This is a genomic window from Enterobacter sp. UNJFSC 003 (genome assembly GCF_036903355.1).
GTDB lineage: Bacteria > Pseudomonadota > Gammaproteobacteria > Enterobacterales > Enterobacteriaceae > Enterobacter.
On record NZ_JBAKHK010000002.1, the window covers coordinates 797,867 to 814,867 of the forward strand.

A 17,001-nucleotide genomic window follows, 5' to 3' on the forward strand; every position below is an offset into this window, starting at 1 on the left:
CTACCGCACTTTACGGAAAATTCCGTAACACCGCATCTTTTTGTGACGCCTACTACACTTTATTTTCATCAGGATAGTGACCCTGGAAGGTGCTTATGACCCATAAAACGCAGCATTTCTCGCTAAAAGTGCTGACAATTAACATTCACAAAGGCTTCACAGCATTTAATCGCCGCTTCATTTTACCCGAGCTGCGCGACGCCGTGCGTACCGTCAGCGCAGACATCGTCTGTCTGCAGGAGGTCATGGGCGCGCACGAGGTACATCCGATGCACGTCGAAAACTGGCCCGACACGCCCCACTACGAATTCCTGGCCGATACCATGTGGAGCGACTATGCCTACGGTCGCAACGCGGTCTATCCGGAAGGGCATCACGGCAATGCGGTGTTGTCGCGTTTTCCCATTGAACACTACGAGAACCGCGACGTGTCCGTCGGTGAAAGCGAAAAGCGCGGACTGCTTTACTGTCGCATCGCCCCGCCTGACCTCAACATACCCATTCATGTAGGCTGCGTGCATCTCGGCCTGCGTGAAGCACACAGGCAGGCGCAGCTGCAGATGTTGGCTGAATGGAGTAATGCCTTGCCCGAAGGCGAACCCGTGGTGGTAGCCGGCGATTTCAACGACTGGCGACAGCGGGCCAATCATCCCCTGAAGATGAAAGCCGGGCTGGAGGAGATATTCACTCGCGCCCACGGTAGACCGGCGCGGACGTTTCCGGTGCGCTTTCCGCTGCTGCGTCTCGACCGCATCTACGTAAAAAATGCCCACGCCAGCAGCCCAACCGCGCTGGCGCTGCTTAACTGGCGACATCTCTCAGACCATGCCCCGCTGAGCGCGGAGATTCACTTATGAAATGTTCATGGCAGGAAGGTAACCACATTACGCTGCTGGAAAATGGCGATGAGTATTATCCAGCCGTGTTTGACGCAATTGACCACGCACAGCAGAAAGTCATCCTTGAGACCTTTATCTGGTTCGACGATGAGGTAGGCAAGCAGTTGCACAGCGTGCTGCTGCGGGCAGCGCAGCGTGGCATAACGATAGAAGTGTTGCTCGACGGCTACGGCTCGCCCGATTTAAGCGATGAGTTCGTCAATGCGCTTACCTCTGCAGGCGTGGTGTTCCGCTATTACGATCCCGGTCCTCGCCTGTTCGGCATGCGCACTAACCTCTTCCGTCGGATGCACCGCAAAATTGTGGTGGTGGACGAGAAGGTGGCCTTCGTCGGTGGCATTAACTATTCCGCCGAACATATGTCGGATTACGGGCCAGAAGCCAAACAGGATTACGCCATTCGCATTGAAGGGCCGGTCGTTCAGGATATTTTACTCTTTGAACTGGAAAATCTGCCGGGCAAAGAGGCCGCCCGTCGCTGGTGGAAGCGTCGCCATCGTCCGGAAGAGAACCGAAAGCCGGGGGAAGCGCAGGCGCTGTTCGTCTGGCGCGATAACGGTGAACACCGTGACGATATTGAACGTCATTATCTGAAGATGCTGGCAAACGCGAAGCGCGAGGTGATTATCGCCAACGCCTACTTCTTCCCCGGCTATCGCATCCTGCACGCGATGCGTAATGCTGCCCGGCGCGGCGTGCGCGTAAAACTGATCGTGCAGGGCGAGCCGGATATGCCGATTGTCAAAGTCGGTGCGCGCCTGCTCTATAACTATCTCGTGAAGGGCGGCGTACAGATATATGAATATCGCCGTCGACCGCTGCACGGAAAAGTCGCTCTGATGGACGATCACTGGGCGACCGTGGGTTCAAGCAATCTCGATCCGCTGAGCTTGTCGCTCAATCTGGAAGCGAACCTTATCATCCACGATCGCCAGTTTAACCAGACCCTGCGCGACAACCTTCAGGGACTCATCGTCAACGACTGCGTGCGAGTAGACGAATCCATGGTGCCAAAACGCACCTGGTGGAACCTGGGCATCGGCGTGGTGGTGTTCCACTTCCTGCGCCATTTCCCGGCCATGGTCGGCTGGCTGCCCGCCCATACGCCGAAGCTGGCGCAGGTGGAACCCCCGGTGCAACCCGAAATGGAAACCCAGGATCGCGTTGAAGCGCAAGATGGAGGGAAAACCTGATGTCAAAATCGCATTCCCGCTGGCGGCTGGCAAAGAAAATCCTCACCTGGCTGTTCTTTATTGCCGTCGCGGTCCTGCTGGTGGTTTACGCGCAGAAAGTCGACTGGGAAGAGGTGTGGAAGGTTATCCGCAATTACAACCGAACGGTGCTGTTGGGTGCCGTTGGGCTGGTTATTGTGAGCTACCTGATTTACGGCTGCTACGACCTGCTGGGGCGTGCTTACTGCGGGCATAAGCTGGCAAAGCGCCAGGTGATGCTGGTGTCGTTTATTTGCTACGCCTTTAACCTGACGCTCAGTACCTGGGTTGGCGGAATAGGCATGCGCTACCGGCTCTATTCCCGCCTTGGCCTGCCGAGCGGGACAATCACACGTATTTTCTCGTTAAGCATCACCACCAACTGGCTGGGTTATATTCTGCTCGGCGGGGTGATATTTACCGTTGGCGTCGTGCAGTTGCCCGCGCACTGGTATATCGATGAAACCACGTTACGGCTGTTGGGTATCGCGCTGCTGTTGATTATCGCCGTTTATCTGTGGGCCTGCGCCTTTGCCAAACGTCGCCATATGACCATCAAAGGGCAAAAGCTGGTGCTGCCCACGTGGAAATTCGCCCTTCTGCAGATGGCGGTTTCCAGCGCCAACTGGATGGCGATGGGGGCGATTATCTGGCTGTTGATTGGCGAGGAGGTGAATTACTTCTTCGTGCTCGGCGTGCTGCTGGTAAGCAGTATTGCCGGGGTCATTGTGCATATTCCGGCCGGGATAGGCGTGCTGGAGGCCGTGTTTATTGCGCTGCTTGCCGGTGAGCACGTTTCTCAGGGCACAATTATCGCCGCCCTGCTCGCGTACCGCATGATTTATTACTTCCTGCCGCTGGCGCTGGCAACGGTGTGTTATCTGGTGCTGGAGAGTCGGGCGAAGAAGCTGCGGGCAAAGAATGAGAAGGCGATGGCAAAATAAAAGCAAAACGGCAACCTCGTTGCCGTTTTTAATGTTTGTTCCCTTTCCCGTGGGAGAAGGTCAGGGTGAGGGTGTCAGACCGCACCGCCACCCGGCAAAACGACCTTAACGACGGTTGCCCATAATGCGCAGCAGCATCAGGAACAGGTTGATAAAGTCCAGATACAGCGTCAGGGCGCCCAGGATGGAGTATTTGCGCAGCGTTGAGCTGTCGCGTACATCAATCTGCTCGCCGATATTTTTCAGCTTCTGCGTGTCATACGCCGTCAACCCGACGAAGACCACCACACCGATATAGGTCACAGCCCACATCAGCGCTTCACTCTTCAGCCACAGGTTCACCAGCGAAGCCAGCACTATCCCAATCAGCCCCATAAACAGCATGCTGCCTAAACCGCTGAGGTCACGCTTGGTGGTGTAGCCGTACAGGCTCATTGCACCAAACATCCCGCCCGCCACCACGAAGGTGCTAGCGATAGAGGAATAGGTATAGACGATGAAAATGCTGGAAAGGGTCAGCCCGGTAAGCGCCGAATAGAGCATAAACAGCGTGGTCGCCATGCCTGCACTGAGCTTTTGCACCATTCCGGACAGGACAAACACCAGCGCGAGCTGAGCAATGATCAGCCCATAGAAGGTGATTTTGCTGGAGAAGATAAACATCATCAGTTCAGGGGTATTTGCGGCATACCACGCAATAAACGCGGTAAGCAACAGGCCGACCGTCATCCAGCCATACACCTGAGCCATATACGTCTGCAGGCCGCTACGGGTCTGCTGTACTATCGAATCGGAACGCGGAAATCGGTCCATGATTCACTCCTGGTTAAGTTGACACACACGTTAAGACTAACACATCCACGTAAACCGACTACCAACGACTGGCAGCTTGTTTGTCGCTGTCGCGCGACTCAACCCACCGCTCGCCTTCCGGCGTCGCTTCACGTTTCCAGAAAGGCGCTTTGGTCTTGAGGTAATCCATAATGAATTCCCCTGCCGCAAACGCGCTGCCACGGTGCGCGCTGGTCACCCCGACAAACACAATCTCGTCGCCCGGCCACATTTCACCGATGCGGTGAACAATCGTTACCCTGCCGAGCGGCCAGCGGCTCCGCGCCTCTTCGACAATCGCCGAAAGCGATTTCTCGGTCATCCCCGGATAGTGCTCCAGCGTTAATGCCTTCACGCTGTCGCCAAGATTGTGATTTCGTACTTTGCCGGTGAAGGTGACCACGGCACCGTCTTCATCGCGCTCGGCCAACCAATCATATTCTGTACCGACACTGAAGCGTTCGTGACCGACCAGAATTCGCGTGTCAGCCATCTTAGCCCCCTGTCACAGGCGGGAAGAAAGCCACTTCATCCCCTGCCACCAGCGGATGCGTCAGCTCGACCAGCGTCTGGTTCACGGCGGCCAGCAGCTTGCCTTCCTCCAGCGCCAGCGCCCAGCGGTCGCCTCGTGCTGCCAGATGGGTGCGCAGCGCGGCAACGTTTTCAAAGGAGGCGTCCAGCGTCAGGCTGTCAGTCCCGACCAGCTCGCGAACCTGTGCAAAGAAGAGAACCTTAATCATGGCTTTCCACCTTAAAATCACCCGATTTGCCGCCGCTTTTAGCCAGCAGACGCACCGGGCCAATCACCATATCTTTTTGCACGGCTTTGCACATATCGTAGATGGTCAGCGCCGCGACGGATGCCGCCGTCAGGGCTTCCATCTCCACGCCGGTTTTACCGGTTAAGCGACACAGCGACTCGATACGCACGCGATTATGCTCGGGCTGCGCCTGCAAATTCACTTCCACCTTGCTGAGCATCAGCGGATGGCAAAGGGGAATTAAGTCCCAGGTGCGTTTCGCGGCCTGAATCCCTGCAATGCGCGCGGTAGCAAACACATCACCCTTGTGGTGACTGCCGTCGATAATCATCGCCAGGGTTTCCGGCAGCATGGTGACGAACGCTTCGGCACGCGCCTCGCGCACCGTTTCCGCTTTAGCCGAAACATCAACCATATGGGCTTCGCCAGCGGCATTAATGTGGGTCAGTTGTGACATAGCTTATTTCTTTAAATGGGGATGGAAATTACAGGGACGGGTACGGGCGTCCAACTGCGGGGCAATAATATTGTCCCATGCGGTGCGGCAGGCTTTCGTCGAGCCAGGCATGGCGAAAATCAGCGTGTTGTTTGCCACGCCAGCCACCGCGCGAGACTGCAGCGTGGAGGTAGCAATCTCTTCAAAGGAGAGCATACGGAACACTTCGCCGAAGCCTTCCACCTCGCGATCGAACAGCGGGATAAGCGCCTCTGGCGCCTGATCGCCTACGGTAAAGCCGGTGCCACCGGTAATCAACACCACCTGTACCTCATCACTGGCAATCCACTGAGAGACCTGAGCGCGAATGGCGTAGCGGTTCTCTTTAACAATAGCTTTATCAACTATCTGGTGCCCAGCGTCATGTGCCGCATCGCGCAGCCAGTGGCCGGAGGTATCATCCTCTTCATCACGGCGGTCTGAAACGGTAAGAATAGCGATTCGTGTCGGGATAAATTCTGCACTTACCTGACTCATCTTCTGATTCCTTCTTAAGACTGATTACCCGCCAATGTAGGACAGGTTTTGAGTGATGCCAGTATTGCCCTGATGCAGGAAGTGGGTCTGTTTTTTATGCGTCAGCGCTTCGGAAATGCGCGCTTCAAGGGCGTCCTGTTGCGCGTCGTCTTCCAGCAGATCGCGAAGATCCACGCCGCCATCGCCAAACAGGCACAGATGCAGCTTGCCGACGGAGGAGACGCGCAGGCGGTTACAGCTGGCGCAGAAGTCTTTCTCATAGGGCATGATCAGCCCAATTTCCCCTTCGTAATCCGGGTGGCAAAAGACCTGAGCCGGGCCGTCGCTGCGCTGACGAATCTGATGGATCCAGCCGCGTTTCAGCAGCGCGTCGCGCAGCACCATGCCGGAGATATGGTGACGACGGAACAGCTCACTGCCCTCGCCGGTTTCCATCAGTTCGATAAAACGCAGCTGAATGCGGCGGGGCTTGATCCACGCCAGGAAGGTGTCGAGCTGATGATGATTCACATCGCGCATCAGCACAGTATTCACTTTGACTTTGTCGAAACCGGCAGCAAATGCCGCATCGATACCGTCCATCACCTGCTGGAACTTGTCCTGCCCGGTGATGGCGTGAAACTGGCGAGCATCGAGACTGTCCACGCTGACGTTGATCGCGGTTAAGCCAGCCTCGCGCCAGTTTGCCACGTCACGGGCCATACGGTAGCCGTTGGTGGTGACCGCTATTTGACGAATACGTGGGTTTTCGCGGACAGCCGCAATGATGTCCGGGAAGTCCCGGCGCAAAGAGGGTTCACCGCCGGTCAGGCGGATCTTTTCTGTTCCGAGCTCAGCAAAGGCACGCGTGACGCGGCGCACTTCATCGACGGAAAGAAAGCCGTTATTGGTGACGCTGCCCGGCTTGTAGCCCTCAGGCAGGCAATAGGTGCAACGGAAATTGCACACATCGGTAATCGACAGACGTAAGTAAAAAAACTTACGCGCGAAAGCATCAGTAAGTTGTGAAGCCATGTACACCTTTCCAGATACGGGAGGCACAGTCATTTCTTTCTGTACCCTGGTGGCAAATCCGCCACGGCCAGAGCGCCATATCTTTCGACACAGGCACAAAGGCTAGAGTGTATGTTTTCAGTTTCGAAAACGTGGTTAAGGCGATAGTAGCGCGTAACTCATCACTTCGCCATTACCGCTTTCCGCTATATAATTAGATACATAACGAGCTAATCGTGCAGTTTCACAACAGAATACGCAAAAACCACACTTTCGCATTGATATACGTCATTTTGCGCCGGGTGAGGCATCGTCTTTTAGGGGTAGTTAGGTTACTGTTACGCAGTTCGAATGAAATAAGGAATGGGTATGCGCAGTCGCACTTTTGCGGATCTTGACCGTGTGGTCGCTCTTGGCGGAGGCCACGGCCTGGGACGGGTAATGTCGTCATTATCGTCCCTGGGGTCCAGATTAACAGGGATAGTCACAACGACCGATAACGGAGGCTCGACGGGGCGGATCCGGCGTGCCGAAGGCGGCATCGCCTGGGGTGATATGCGCAACTGTCTCAACCAGCTCATCACCGAACCGAGCGTTGCTTCCGCGATGTTTGAATATCGTTTTGGCGGTAACGGTGAGCTTTCCGGCCATAACCTCGGTAATCTGATGTTGAAGGCGCTGGATCACCTGAGCGTGCGGCCTCTGGAGGCCATAAATTTAATCCGTAATCTGCTTAAGGTGGATGCATTCCTGATCCCCATGTCCGAACAACCGGTTGACCTGATGGCAATTGATGCCGAAGGGCATGAAGTTTACGGTGAAGTGAATATTGACCAGCTCATTTTACCTCCGACAGAGTTGATGACCTATCCGAGTGTCCCTGCCACGCGAGAAGCGGTGGAAGCGATCGGAGAAGCAGATCTTATCCTGATTGGACCGGGCAGTTTTTATACCAGCCTGATGCCGATTCTGCTGGTGAAAGAGCTGGCGCAGGCGCTGCGCAGAACGCCTGCGCCAATGGTGTATATCGGGAATTTAGGGCGTGAATTGAGCCCGGCGGCGGCAAGCCTGTCGCTTGCGGACAAACTGATGCTGATGGAACAGTACGTCGGCAAGAAGATCATCGACGGCGTGGTCGTGGGGCCAAAAGTGGATGTGTCCGGTATTGGCGATCGGGTGGTGATTCAGGAGCCGCTGGAAGCGACAGACATTAAATATCGCCACGACCGCCATCTGTTGCGTGAGGCGCTGGAAAAAGCGATTCAGGAGCTGGGTTAGGGTTGTTTAGTGCGGCCTGATGCCCTCTCCTGGAGGAAAGGGCGCAAATTCTCAAAATGGCAGCTCTGGCTGCCATTTTGCTTTTACCAGGATACCTAGGATGCGGCGATGAAAAGATCCCTCAGCTGATGAAGCTGGTCGCGGATCTGCGCCGCCTCTTCGAACTCCAGATTTTGCGCGTGCTGCATCATCTGCCCTTCCAGTTCGTGGATCTTCTGCTGCAGGGCTTTCGGCGTCAGCACTACGGTATCTTCTTCCACTATTGAACGCGCCTTGCCGCGGCCTTTCGCTTTGGTTTTGGCGATGTTCTGCCCCAGCGCCAGGATATCCACCACCTTCTTGTTCAGACCCTGCGGCGTAATGCCGTGTTCTTCGTTGTAAGCCTGCTGTTTCTCCCGACGGCGCTCCGTTTCGCTAATGGCTCTCGCCATTGACGGCGTAATCTTATCGCCGTAGAGAATGGCTTTGCCGTTAACGTTACGCGCGGCGCGGCCAATAGTCTGGATCAGCGAGCGTTCAGAACGCAAGAAGCCCTCTTTGTCGGCATCCAGAATGGCGACCAGCGAAACTTCCGGCATGTCCAGACCCTCTCGCAGAAGGTTAATCCCGACCAGCACGTCAAACTCGCCGAGACGCAGATCGCGGATAATTTCCATACGCTCTACGGTGTCGATATCGGAGTGCAGGTAACGCACCTTCTCGCCGTGCTCTTCAAGATATTCCGTCAGGTCTTCCGCCATACGCTTGGTCAGCGTCGTGACAAGCACGCGCTCGTTGATGGCGGCACGGGTACGGATTTCAGAAAGTAAATCATCCACCTGAGTGGCGACCGGACGCACCTCGATAATCGGGTCAAGCAATCCGGTTGGGCGCACCACCTGGTCCACAACGTCATCGCCGGATTTCTCCAGCTCGTAGTTGCCCGGCGTCGCCGAGACGTAGATGGTTTGCGGCGCCAGCGCCTCAAACTCTTCAAACTTCATCGGACGGTTGTCCAGCGCCGACGGCAGCCGGAAGCCGTACTCCACGAGCGTCTCCTTACGCGCCCGGTCACCGCGGTACATCCCGCCGATCTGCGGGATGGTGACGTGGGATTCATCAATCACCAGCAAACCATCCGCCGGGAGATAGTCAAACAGCGTCGGAGGCGGCTCGCCGGGGCCACGCCCGGAGAGATAGCGCGAGTAGTTTTCAATACCGGAGCAGTAACCCAGCTCGTTCATCATTTCCAGATCGAACTGGGTACGCTGGCTTAGGCGCTGCTCTTCGAGCAGCTTATTGTTCGCCAGAAGCACCTTACGGCGATCGGCCAGCTCCACTTTGATCTCTTCCATCGCCTGCACGATGCGCTCGCGTGGCGTCACGTAGTGCGTTTTAGGGTAGATAGTGAAACGCTGAATCACCGACTCGATATGCCCGGTAAGCGGATCAAACAGCGACAGGCGCTCAACCTCTTCGTCAAACAGCTCAACGCGCAGCGCCATGTCGTCCGATTCTGCCGGGAAGATGTCGATGACTTCGCCGCGCACGCGGAACGTACCGCGCTGGAATGCCTGATCGTTACGGGCGTACTGCAGTTCGGCCAAACGGCGCACAATGGCGCGCTGATCGATGATCATCCCCTGCGTCAGGTGGAGCATCATCTTCAGGTACAGATCCGGATCGCCCAGACCGTAGATGGCAGAAACAGAAGCGACCACCACCACGTCGCGACGCTCGAGAAGCGCCTTGGTCGCCGACAGACGCATCTGCTCAATGTGTTCGTTCACCGAGGCGTCTTTCTCGATGAAGGTGTCAGAGCTCGGGACATAGGCTTCAGGCTGGTAGTAGTCGTAGTAAGAGACGAAATACTCCACCGCGTTATCCGGGAAAAATTCTTTCATCTCCCCGTACAGCTGCGCGGCCAGGGTTTTATTCGGGGCCAGCACCATCGTCGGGCGTTGCAGGTCGGCAATCACGTTGGCGACGGTAAACGTTTTACCCGAGCCGGTCACGCCCAGCAGCGTCTGGTGCGCCAGACCGTCCTTCAGCCCTTCTTCGAGACGGCGGATCGCCTCAGGTTGATCCCCTGAAGGACGGAAAGCAGAATTCAATTTGAACGGTTTACTCATGGGCGACAACCTGATGACGTAAAAAGCGGCAGGTGAGTAATTTTACTCGTTGTGGCCAGGATTGCCAGTAAAAAACACTGGATGTAAAACCAGTGGCGCATCAGGATATTCAGCGTAGCGCGCGGAAGATTAGCGTAATTCGGGTCAAAACGTAGACGGTAACAAAATAAAACACCAGCAACCTCGGGTTATCCCCAGAACTTTTTCTTATTTAACATTTGTCAAGTCAGGTCATGATAGTTTTGTGGCAACGGATGACCGTTTCATGACAGCAATTGCTTTTATCTAACAAATTAATAAATAAGCGATATTTTCAAAAGCCGCGTTTCGCACCAATTTGGTCGTAACCCGCGTATTCTCTCGCTTATCGCGTGTTTTCTAACTCTAATGCACATGGTTATCCACAGGAATAGTGGATAACTGCTTCCAGCCCGTGCAGACCGCCACTCGGCAAATTCCCGGTTTTTCCCACAAAGCGGCAGTAAAAAATTTTTATAGCTCTTTTTTGATGATCATCAGTTGAGCTATTCATAACCCATTGGTGAGACCTTGCTCACGATTTCCCCCTTCTCCCCTGCACCACAACCCACCACCGCCAGCACTGCGAATGTGCATTCAAGCCAGAATGTCGCCGTTTTTCTCCAGCCAAATCCTAAAAAGACGCTTTTTTTATCGGCTTAATGGTTCTGGCAGGAGATTTGCACACTCGAGAATGGGCATCACCCCAATACATTTTTAAGGAGAGAAAGATGTTGAGTCTGCGTGCAGTCAATCAGTTTTACGGAAGCCAACATACGCTATGGAATGTCGACTTGGATTTACCACAGGGCTTGTGCACAGGGGTAATTGGTCTGCCAGGCATGGGCAAAACCACCCTCATGAACTGCATCACCGGTGTTTTGCCGGTAGAAAGCGGGACAATCGTCTGGCATGAAGCTGGCGCCCCGCCGCGCAATCTTCTGAGCAAGAGCCCTGAACAGCACTCTCCGCTGGGTATTGGCTATGTTCCACAGGACAGACGGATCTTTTCCCAGTTGACCATTGAAGAGAACCTGCATGTCGCGATGCGGGCGATGGGAACGTCGGATGCGGCGGCGAAAAGCGACGTTTATGACCTGTTTCCGCAACTCTACATGTTGCGAAAAAACCGTGCTAACGGACTGTCGACAGACGACCAGTATCAGCTGGCATTAGCCAGCGCGCTGGTCAATCGCCCGCGCGTGCTGATCCTTGATGAACCGTTGTACGGTGCAGGGCACAGCTTCGCCCAGAAGCTGGGGCAACTGCTGGTGCGGCTAAATCGGGAGCTAGGGATGACGGTACTGTTAGCCGAGCAGCAGCTGTCGTTTATCCGCAGGGTCGCGGACCGCTTCTGCATGCTGTACCGCGGGCGCAACGTGGCGCAGGGCCACGTTAACGCGCTGGACGATGAGCTTATCGCGCACTGGATGTCGCGGGATGCATGGCGCTAAGATCCAGGTACTGCCCGGTTTCAGCCCGTTCTGCATCGTCGGCAAGCCACGGGATCTCCCCAAGGAACGGCGCAGAAAGCATGCGCTTAAGCGTTGCCAGATACTCGGGATGACGTTTACCCGGCGCAACCACGTCGTTCGCTATCCAGCCCGCCAGGCGTAGCCCGGCCTGTTGAATAGCCTGCGCGGTTAACATGGCGTGGTTGATACAGCCCAGCTTCACGCCGACCACCAGAATGACCGGCAGCTGCTCGGCTTGCACCCAGTCAGCAAACGTCAGCTCATCTGAAAGCGGTGTGAACCAGCCGCCTGCCCCTTCCACCAGCACCCACTCAGCCTGCCTTTCAAGATCCCGCAACCCGGCTGACAGTACGCTAAAATCAATGGGACGCCTTTCGTCTGCGCTGATGATGTGCGGTGAGGTCGGCTCGGCAAAGGTGTATGGATTCACTGCGCAATAGGCCAGCTCAAGCGTGCTGTTTCGCTGCAGCGCCAGCGCGTCGGTATTGCGTAATCCTTCCGGCGTCATCTCGCTGCCCGAGGCGACAGGTTTATACCCGGCGGTGGTTTTTCCCTTTAAACGCGCAGCCTGCAATAGCGCAGCGCTGGACACCGTTTTACCGACTTCAGTATCTGTTCCGGTGACAAAATAACGTTCAGTCACGTTCGATAATCCCATGAAAAAGTTGATAAGAGAGCGGGTAGTCGCCTCGCTGCTGAGGCCAGGCCAGCTCCAGACGCTGCAGCTGCCCACGGGTGAGCGGTCTTTTCTCCCGCCCCGTATGCAGATGCGTGGCCCCAATGCCCTTCAAGGAGCGCATGGCGCTTAACGCATCGTTAAAGCCGATCGTGATGGTCTGTACCGCGCTGCGATAACGAAAGCCGGCCAGCGCCTGCGTGACCTGGTCATACGATAAAAATCGGTTGGCATGCGGCTGTGTATCTACCGCTTGCCACGCCTGATTAAGCTCTGGCAGAGAACTTTCAAGCAAAGTGGTAAACGCCACTTTGCCACCCGGACGCGCCACGCGATAAAGCTCGCCCAGCGCGAGCGGCAGGCTGTTGCACCACTGCACCGCCAGGTGGCTCCAGACCAGGTCGAACTGCGCATCCGTCAGCGGTATTGCTTCGATATCCCCCAGAAGATAGCCATCCGCAACCTGCTGCTGACGCGCCTCCTCAAGCATCAGGTCTGAGAGGTCCATCGCCGTAACGTGGCTCCCTGTTCCTCGCCAGTAGCGGCTGTTACTTCCCGGCCCGCAGCCCGCGTCCAGCACCCTGGAAAACGTGTTCTCGCCAAGCGTGGCAAGCAGCCCCTGCGCGCTTTGGCGCTGCAATTCATCGTGCCGGGAATAGCTCTGCGCCGCCCGGCCAAACGCGGCCGCGATGGCCTGCTTATTGACTGGCAACATGCAGTGCCTCCAGAAGTGCATCGATATCCTGGTCTTCGTGCGCTGCGGTGAGCGTCAAGCGTAGCCGCGCGGTACCCGCAGGCACGGTTGGCGGACGAATAGCAGTGACCCATATTCCCCTGTCGCGCAGACTCTGCGCCAGCGCAAGCGCCCGGCCGTTTTCACCCACGATTACCGGTTGAATCGCACTGAGGGAATCGGTGCTCTGGAATGGAAGATGATGCAGGCCCTGACGAAAACGGTGCACATGATGGGCAAGACGGGCGCGACGTTCCGCGCCATCTGCGCTGCGAATCACCGCCAGTGACGCTGACAGCGCTACGGCCTGGGCCGGTGGCATGCTAGTGCTGTAAATCAGATGTCGCGTAAATTGCAGCAGATACTCGGCGACAGCATCGCTGCACAGCACGGCCGCACCGCTCGCGCCAAACCCTTTGCCGAAGGTGACCACCAGCAGTTCGGGCTTTACCTTTTGCTCATGCGCGCTCCCGCGCCCTTCGTCACCCAACGCACCTATACCGTGGGCATCATCCACCATCAGCCAGGCATTATGCTGCGTCGCCGCATCGTAGATCGCACGGAGCGGCGCGCTGTCACCGTCCATGCTGAACACCCCTTCCGTCACCACCAGCTGTTGCCCGGCGCAGGGTTTGTCCAGCAACGCTGAAAGCTGGGCGGCCTCGTTATGGGCAAAGCGACGCAGCTGAGCCGGACTCAGATTTGCCGCTTCCAGCAGAGAGGCGTGGCTTAAGCGGTCGGCGACGATACGGTCGTCTTTGCCCATCATCGCGGCGATGACCGCCTGGTTGGCGGCAAAACCGGAAATAAACAGCAGCGCACGCGGATAGCCCAGCCAGTCGGCAAGCGACTCTTCCAGCGCCTGGTGCGCCGTTGTGTAGCCGCTGACGTGCCCGGAACCCCCGCTCCCCACACCGTAACGCTCAGCGCCCTGCTGCCAGGCATGCACAATCTGCGGGTGCTGGCTCAGACCGAGATAATCATTGCTGGAGAAATTACAAAACTGCTGCCCCTCACGGGTGAGAAAACGGCCCGCGCCGTTTTCTACAACCCTGCGCTCGCGATAAGCATCGAGCGCCCGACGCGCGTCGAGGGCGGAATGGATACGTGCCTGCCAGGTCATACGGACGCCGCGTTGTAGAACTGTTCGGTGTCAGCGTTAAAAATCTGCTGCTCCAGCTGCTGCTGTTGCTCATTATCGCCCGTCAATACCTCGGTCTGGTGCGGATTCAGCCCCAGCTTGCGGAACAGCTGGACGTCTTTGTCCTCTTCCGGGTTTGGCGTGGTCAGCAATTTGCAGCCGTAGAAGATGGAGTTGGCCCCGGCCATAAAGCACATGGCCTGCGTTTGCTCGTTCATCTGCTCGCGGCCGGCAGACAGGCGAACAAAGGACGTTGGCATCATGATGCGCGCAACGGAGATGGTGCGGATGAAGTCAAACGGATCCACATCGTCGTTATCGGCCATTGGCGTCCCCTTCACCTTCACCAGCATATTGATCGGCACGCTTTCCGGCGGGGTCGGCAGGTTGGCCAGCTGAAGCAGCAGTCCGGCGCGATCTTTCACCGTTTCGCCCAGGCCGACAATCCCGCCCGAGCAGACCTTGATCCCGGCCTCGCGGACTTTATCCAGCGTGTCCAGACGCTCCTGGTAGGTACGCGTAGTGATGATATTGCCGTAAAACTCCGGCGAGGTATCGAGGTTATGGTTGTAGTAGTCCAGCCCTGCCGACGAGAGGCGCTGCGCCTGCTCCTCGTTTAGCGTACCCAGCGTCATGCAGGCTTCGAGGCCCATCTCCTTCACGCCTTTAACCATCTGCTCCAGATACGGCATGTCGCGATCGTGTGGGTTCTTCCACGCCGCCCCCATGCAGAAGCGGGTCGAGCCGGCGTTCTTCGCCTTGCGCGCGGAGTCGAGCACCTGCTCGACCTCCATCAGGCGTTCGGCTTCAAGCCCGGTTTTATAGCGCGCGCTCTGCGGACAGTATTTGCAGTCCTCCGGGCAGGCACCGGTCTTGATCGACAGCAGCGTGCTGACCTGAACGTGGCGCGGATCGAAGTGCTGACGGTGTATCTGTTGGGCCTCAAACATCAGTTCCAGGAAAGGTTTGTTGAATAATTCAGTGACTTGCGACATTGTCCAGCGTGCGTGGTGAGCCATCGGGCTTCTCCAAAGGGTTTTGTTAATTGTCGGTTCGGTTTATACTTGTAAACCTAAATCTTTTCAAAATGGTTTACAAGTCGATTATGACCCAGGACGATCTCGCCTTCGACAAGCAGCATATCTGGCACCCCTACACCTCCACGACCCATCCCCTGCCCGTCTATCCGGTCGCATCAGCACATGGATGCGAGCTGCATCTCGCCAACGGCGAAGCGCTGGTAGACGGAATGTCTTCCTGGTGGGCGGCCATCCACGGTTACAACCACCCGCGGCTGAACGCGGCGATGAAAGCGCAGATTGACCAAATGTCGCATGTCATGTTCGGCGGCATTACGCATCAGCCCGCGGTGGAGTTGTGCCGCCGTCTGGTGGCGATGACGCCTGAGGCGCTGGAGTGCGTGTTTCTCGCCGACTCCGGTTCCGTGGCCGTAGAAGTAGCGATGAAAATGGCACTGCAGTACTGGCATGCAAAGGGAGATTCCCGTCAGCGATTCCTCACCTTCCGCAACGGCTATCACGGTGACACCTTCGGCGCGATGTCGGTGTGCGATCCAGACAATTCGATGCACAGCCTGTGGAAAGGCTATCTGCCGGACAACCTGTTTGCCCCGGCCCCGCAAAGCCGCTTCGACGGCGAGTGGAACGAAATGGATATGGTGGGCTTCGCGCGGCTGATGGCGGCGCATCGTCACGAGATTGCCGCGGTGATCCTCGAGCCCATCGTGCAGGGCGCTGGCGGAATGCGCCTGTATCACCCGGAGTGGCTCAAGCGCATTCGTAAGATGTGCGACCGCGAGGGGATCTTGCTGATTGCCGATGAGATCGCGACCGGCTTTGGCCGTACCGGAAAGCTGTTCGCCTGTGAACATGCGGGTATTACGCCGGATATTCTGTGCCTGGGCAAAGCGCTGACCGGCGGCACCATGACGCTCTCGGCGACGCTGACGACGCGCCACGTCGCCGACACGATCAGCGACGGCGAGGCGGGCTGTTTTATGCACGGTCCGACGTTCATGGGCAATCCGCTGGCCTGTGCGGTCGCGAGCGAAAGCCTCGCCATTCTGGAAAGCGGGGAATGGCAAACGCAGGTTGCGGCGATTGAAACGCAGCTCAGGCACGAGTTGAACGTAGCGTCGGGGGCTGAATTCGTGGCGGACGTGCGCGTGCTCGGCGCGATCGGCGTGATTGAGACCACCCATCCGGTAAACATGGCCGCGCTGCAGCGCTTCTTTGTTGAACAAGGGGTGTGGGTACGTCCCTTCGGCAAGCTTATTTACCTGATGCCGCCGTACATGATTAGCCAGGCTCAGCTACGTAAGCTCACTGCCGCGGTTGTGAAAGCCGTGAATATTCCCGCGCATTTCACGATTTAACCCCATGGGTTACACTTTCCGTACGCGTGATTAACAAGGGGAAACCGTATGAAAATCATCAGTAAAGATCTGCGCGACGGCGAAAAACTGCCAGAACGTCACGTATTCAACGGCATGGGCTATCAGGGGGATAATCTCTCTCCGCATCTGGCGTGGGACGACGTTCCCGCCGGAACCAAGAGCTTTGTCGTGACCTGCTACGATCCGGATGCACCAACCGGCTCCGGCTGGTGGCACTGGATTGTTGCCAACCTGCCAGCAGATACCCGCGTTCTGCCGCAGGGCTCAGGCTCCAATTTGGTCGCCCTGCCTGACGGTGCCATCCAGACCCGAACCGATTTTGGTAAAGCCGGCTATGGCGGTGCTGCTCCGCCAAAAGGGGAAACTCACCGCTATATCTTCACGGTGCATGCGCTGGATGTGGATAAGATTGAGGTGGATGAAGGGGCCAGCGGCGCGATGGTGGGCTTTAACGTGCATTTCCATTCGCTTGGCAGCGCGTCGATTACCGCGATGTATTCATAATAGTGCGGGCTGATGCCCTCGCCCGAACCTCTCCGGT

At 56.8% G+C, this 17,001-nt stretch carries 18 protein-coding genes and 1 riboswitch; of the genes, 7 read left to right on the forward strand and 11 right to left on the reverse strand.

Annotation, left to right across the window (positions count from 1 at the left end):
* Positions 1-95: 95 nt before the first annotated feature.
* The 3 genes from V5P19_RS09890 to V5P19_RS09900 are packed head-to-tail and all read left to right on the forward strand — an operon-like array spanning position 96 to position 3,054.
* Entirely contained in the window at positions 96-857 is a 762-nt protein-coding gene (locus V5P19_RS09890) for an endonuclease/exonuclease/phosphatase family protein (protein ID WP_334402632.1), read from the forward strand.
* Positions 854-2,092: a cardiolipin synthase ClsB gene (gene clsB, locus V5P19_RS09895; RefSeq protein ID WP_334402634.1), complete on the forward strand. Its 1,239-nt coding sequence runs from the start codon at positions 854-856 to the stop codon at positions 2,090-2,092. The genes V5P19_RS09890 and clsB overlap by 4 nt, the downstream gene beginning before the upstream one ends.
* On the forward strand, positions 2,092-3,054 hold the full coding sequence (locus V5P19_RS09900) for a YbhN family protein (RefSeq protein WP_334402636.1): 963 nt from the start codon (positions 2,092-2,094) through the stop codon (positions 3,052-3,054). The genes clsB and V5P19_RS09900 overlap by 1 nt, the downstream gene beginning before the upstream one ends.
* 105 nt (positions 3,055-3,159) lie before the next feature.
* Here V5P19_RS09900 and V5P19_RS09905 read toward each other — a convergent pair whose 3' ends face one another.
* From V5P19_RS09905 to moaA, 6 genes are all read right to left on the reverse strand, one after another.
* Positions 3,160-3,867 carry a Bax inhibitor-1/YccA family protein gene (locus V5P19_RS09905; RefSeq protein WP_334402638.1) on the reverse strand — a complete coding sequence of 236 codons (708 nt, stop codon included), beginning with the start codon at positions 3,865-3,867 and terminating at the stop codon, positions 3,160-3,162.
* Between the two features lie 58 nt (positions 3,868-3,925).
* Complete coding sequence (gene moaE, locus V5P19_RS09910) at positions 3,926-4,378, reverse strand: molybdopterin synthase catalytic subunit MoaE (RefSeq protein WP_334402640.1); 453 nt, start codon at positions 4,376-4,378, stop codon at positions 3,926-3,928.
* Between the two features lies 1 nt (position 4,379).
* On the reverse strand, positions 4,380-4,625 hold the full coding sequence (gene moaD, locus V5P19_RS09915) for a molybdopterin synthase sulfur carrier subunit (RefSeq protein WP_334402642.1): 246 nt from the start codon (positions 4,623-4,625) through the stop codon (positions 4,380-4,382).
* Positions 4,618-5,103 (reverse strand): cyclic pyranopterin monophosphate synthase MoaC, encoded by a 486-nt coding sequence (moaC, locus tag V5P19_RS09920; protein WP_006809528.1) that lies wholly within the window; start codon positions 5,101-5,103, stop codon positions 4,618-4,620. Before moaC ends, moaD begins: the two co-directional genes overlap by 8 nt.
* Positions 5,104-5,106: 3 nt before the next feature.
* Positions 5,107-5,619 (reverse strand): molybdenum cofactor biosynthesis protein B, encoded by a 513-nt coding sequence (gene moaB / locus V5P19_RS09925; protein ID WP_334402644.1) that lies wholly within the window; start codon positions 5,617-5,619, stop codon positions 5,107-5,109.
* 24 nt (positions 5,620-5,643) lie between these two features.
* Positions 5,644-6,633: a GTP 3',8-cyclase MoaA gene (moaA, locus tag V5P19_RS09930; protein WP_334402646.1), complete on the reverse strand. Its 990-nt coding sequence runs from the start codon at positions 6,631-6,633 to the stop codon at positions 5,644-5,646.
* Positions 6,621-6,755, reverse strand: a riboswitch (molybdenum cofactor riboswitch). Its footprint overlaps the gene before it by 13 nt.
* Positions 6,756-6,981: 226 nt before the next feature.
* On the opposite strand from moaA, the gene yvcK reads away from it, so the two are divergent.
* Entirely contained in the window at positions 6,982-7,890 is a 909-nt protein-coding gene (yvcK, locus tag V5P19_RS09935) for a uridine diphosphate-N-acetylglucosamine-binding protein YvcK (RefSeq protein WP_334402648.1), read from the forward strand.
* Between the two features lie 95 nt (positions 7,891-7,985).
* On the opposite strand, the gene uvrB is transcribed toward yvcK, so the two are convergent.
* Entirely contained in the window at positions 7,986-10,001 is a 2,016-nt protein-coding gene (gene uvrB, locus V5P19_RS09940) for an excinuclease ABC subunit UvrB (RefSeq protein WP_334402650.1), read from the reverse strand.
* Positions 10,002-10,750: 749 nt separating this feature from the next.
* Here uvrB and V5P19_RS09945 point away from each other — a divergent pair.
* Positions 10,751-11,473 carry an ATP-binding cassette domain-containing protein gene (locus tag V5P19_RS09945; protein WP_334402652.1) on the forward strand — a complete coding sequence of 241 codons (723 nt, stop codon included), beginning with the start codon at positions 10,751-10,753 and terminating at the stop codon, positions 11,471-11,473.
* Here the strand turns inward: V5P19_RS09945 and bioD are convergent.
* From bioD to bioB, 4 genes are read right to left on the reverse strand one after another with little or no spacing between them, the layout of a single operon-like run.
* Positions 11,436-12,137 carry a dethiobiotin synthase gene (gene bioD, locus V5P19_RS09950; protein WP_334402654.1) on the reverse strand — a complete coding sequence of 234 codons (702 nt, stop codon included), beginning with the start codon at positions 12,135-12,137 and terminating at the stop codon, positions 11,436-11,438. The genes V5P19_RS09945 and bioD overlap by 38 nt on opposite strands.
* Positions 12,130-12,885: a malonyl-ACP O-methyltransferase BioC gene (gene bioC, locus V5P19_RS09955; protein WP_334402656.1), complete on the reverse strand. Its 756-nt coding sequence runs from the start codon at positions 12,883-12,885 to the stop codon at positions 12,130-12,132. The genes bioD and bioC overlap by 8 nt, the downstream gene beginning before the upstream one ends.
* Positions 12,869-14,026 (reverse strand): 8-amino-7-oxononanoate synthase, encoded by a 1,158-nt coding sequence (bioF, locus tag V5P19_RS09960; protein ID WP_334402658.1) that lies wholly within the window; start codon positions 14,024-14,026, stop codon positions 12,869-12,871. The genes bioC and bioF overlap by 17 nt, the downstream gene beginning before the upstream one ends.
* Positions 14,023-15,063 (reverse strand): biotin synthase BioB, encoded by a 1,041-nt coding sequence (gene bioB / locus V5P19_RS09965; RefSeq protein ID WP_334402659.1) that lies wholly within the window; start codon positions 15,061-15,063, stop codon positions 14,023-14,025. The genes bioF and bioB overlap by 4 nt, the downstream gene beginning before the upstream one ends.
* A gap of 68 nt (positions 15,064-15,131) precedes the next feature.
* Between bioB and bioA the strand changes: the two genes are divergently transcribed.
* Together bioA and V5P19_RS09975 are read left to right on the forward strand one after the other, a co-directional pair.
* Positions 15,132-16,439 (forward strand): adenosylmethionine--8-amino-7-oxononanoate transaminase, encoded by a 1,308-nt coding sequence (gene bioA, locus V5P19_RS09970; RefSeq protein ID WP_334402660.1) that lies wholly within the window; start codon positions 15,132-15,134, stop codon positions 16,437-16,439.
* Positions 16,440-16,487: 48 nt separating this feature from the next.
* Entirely contained in the window at positions 16,488-16,964 is a 477-nt protein-coding gene (locus V5P19_RS09975; protein WP_334402662.1) for a kinase inhibitor, read from the forward strand.
* Positions 16,965-17,001: the final 37 nt, after the last annotated feature.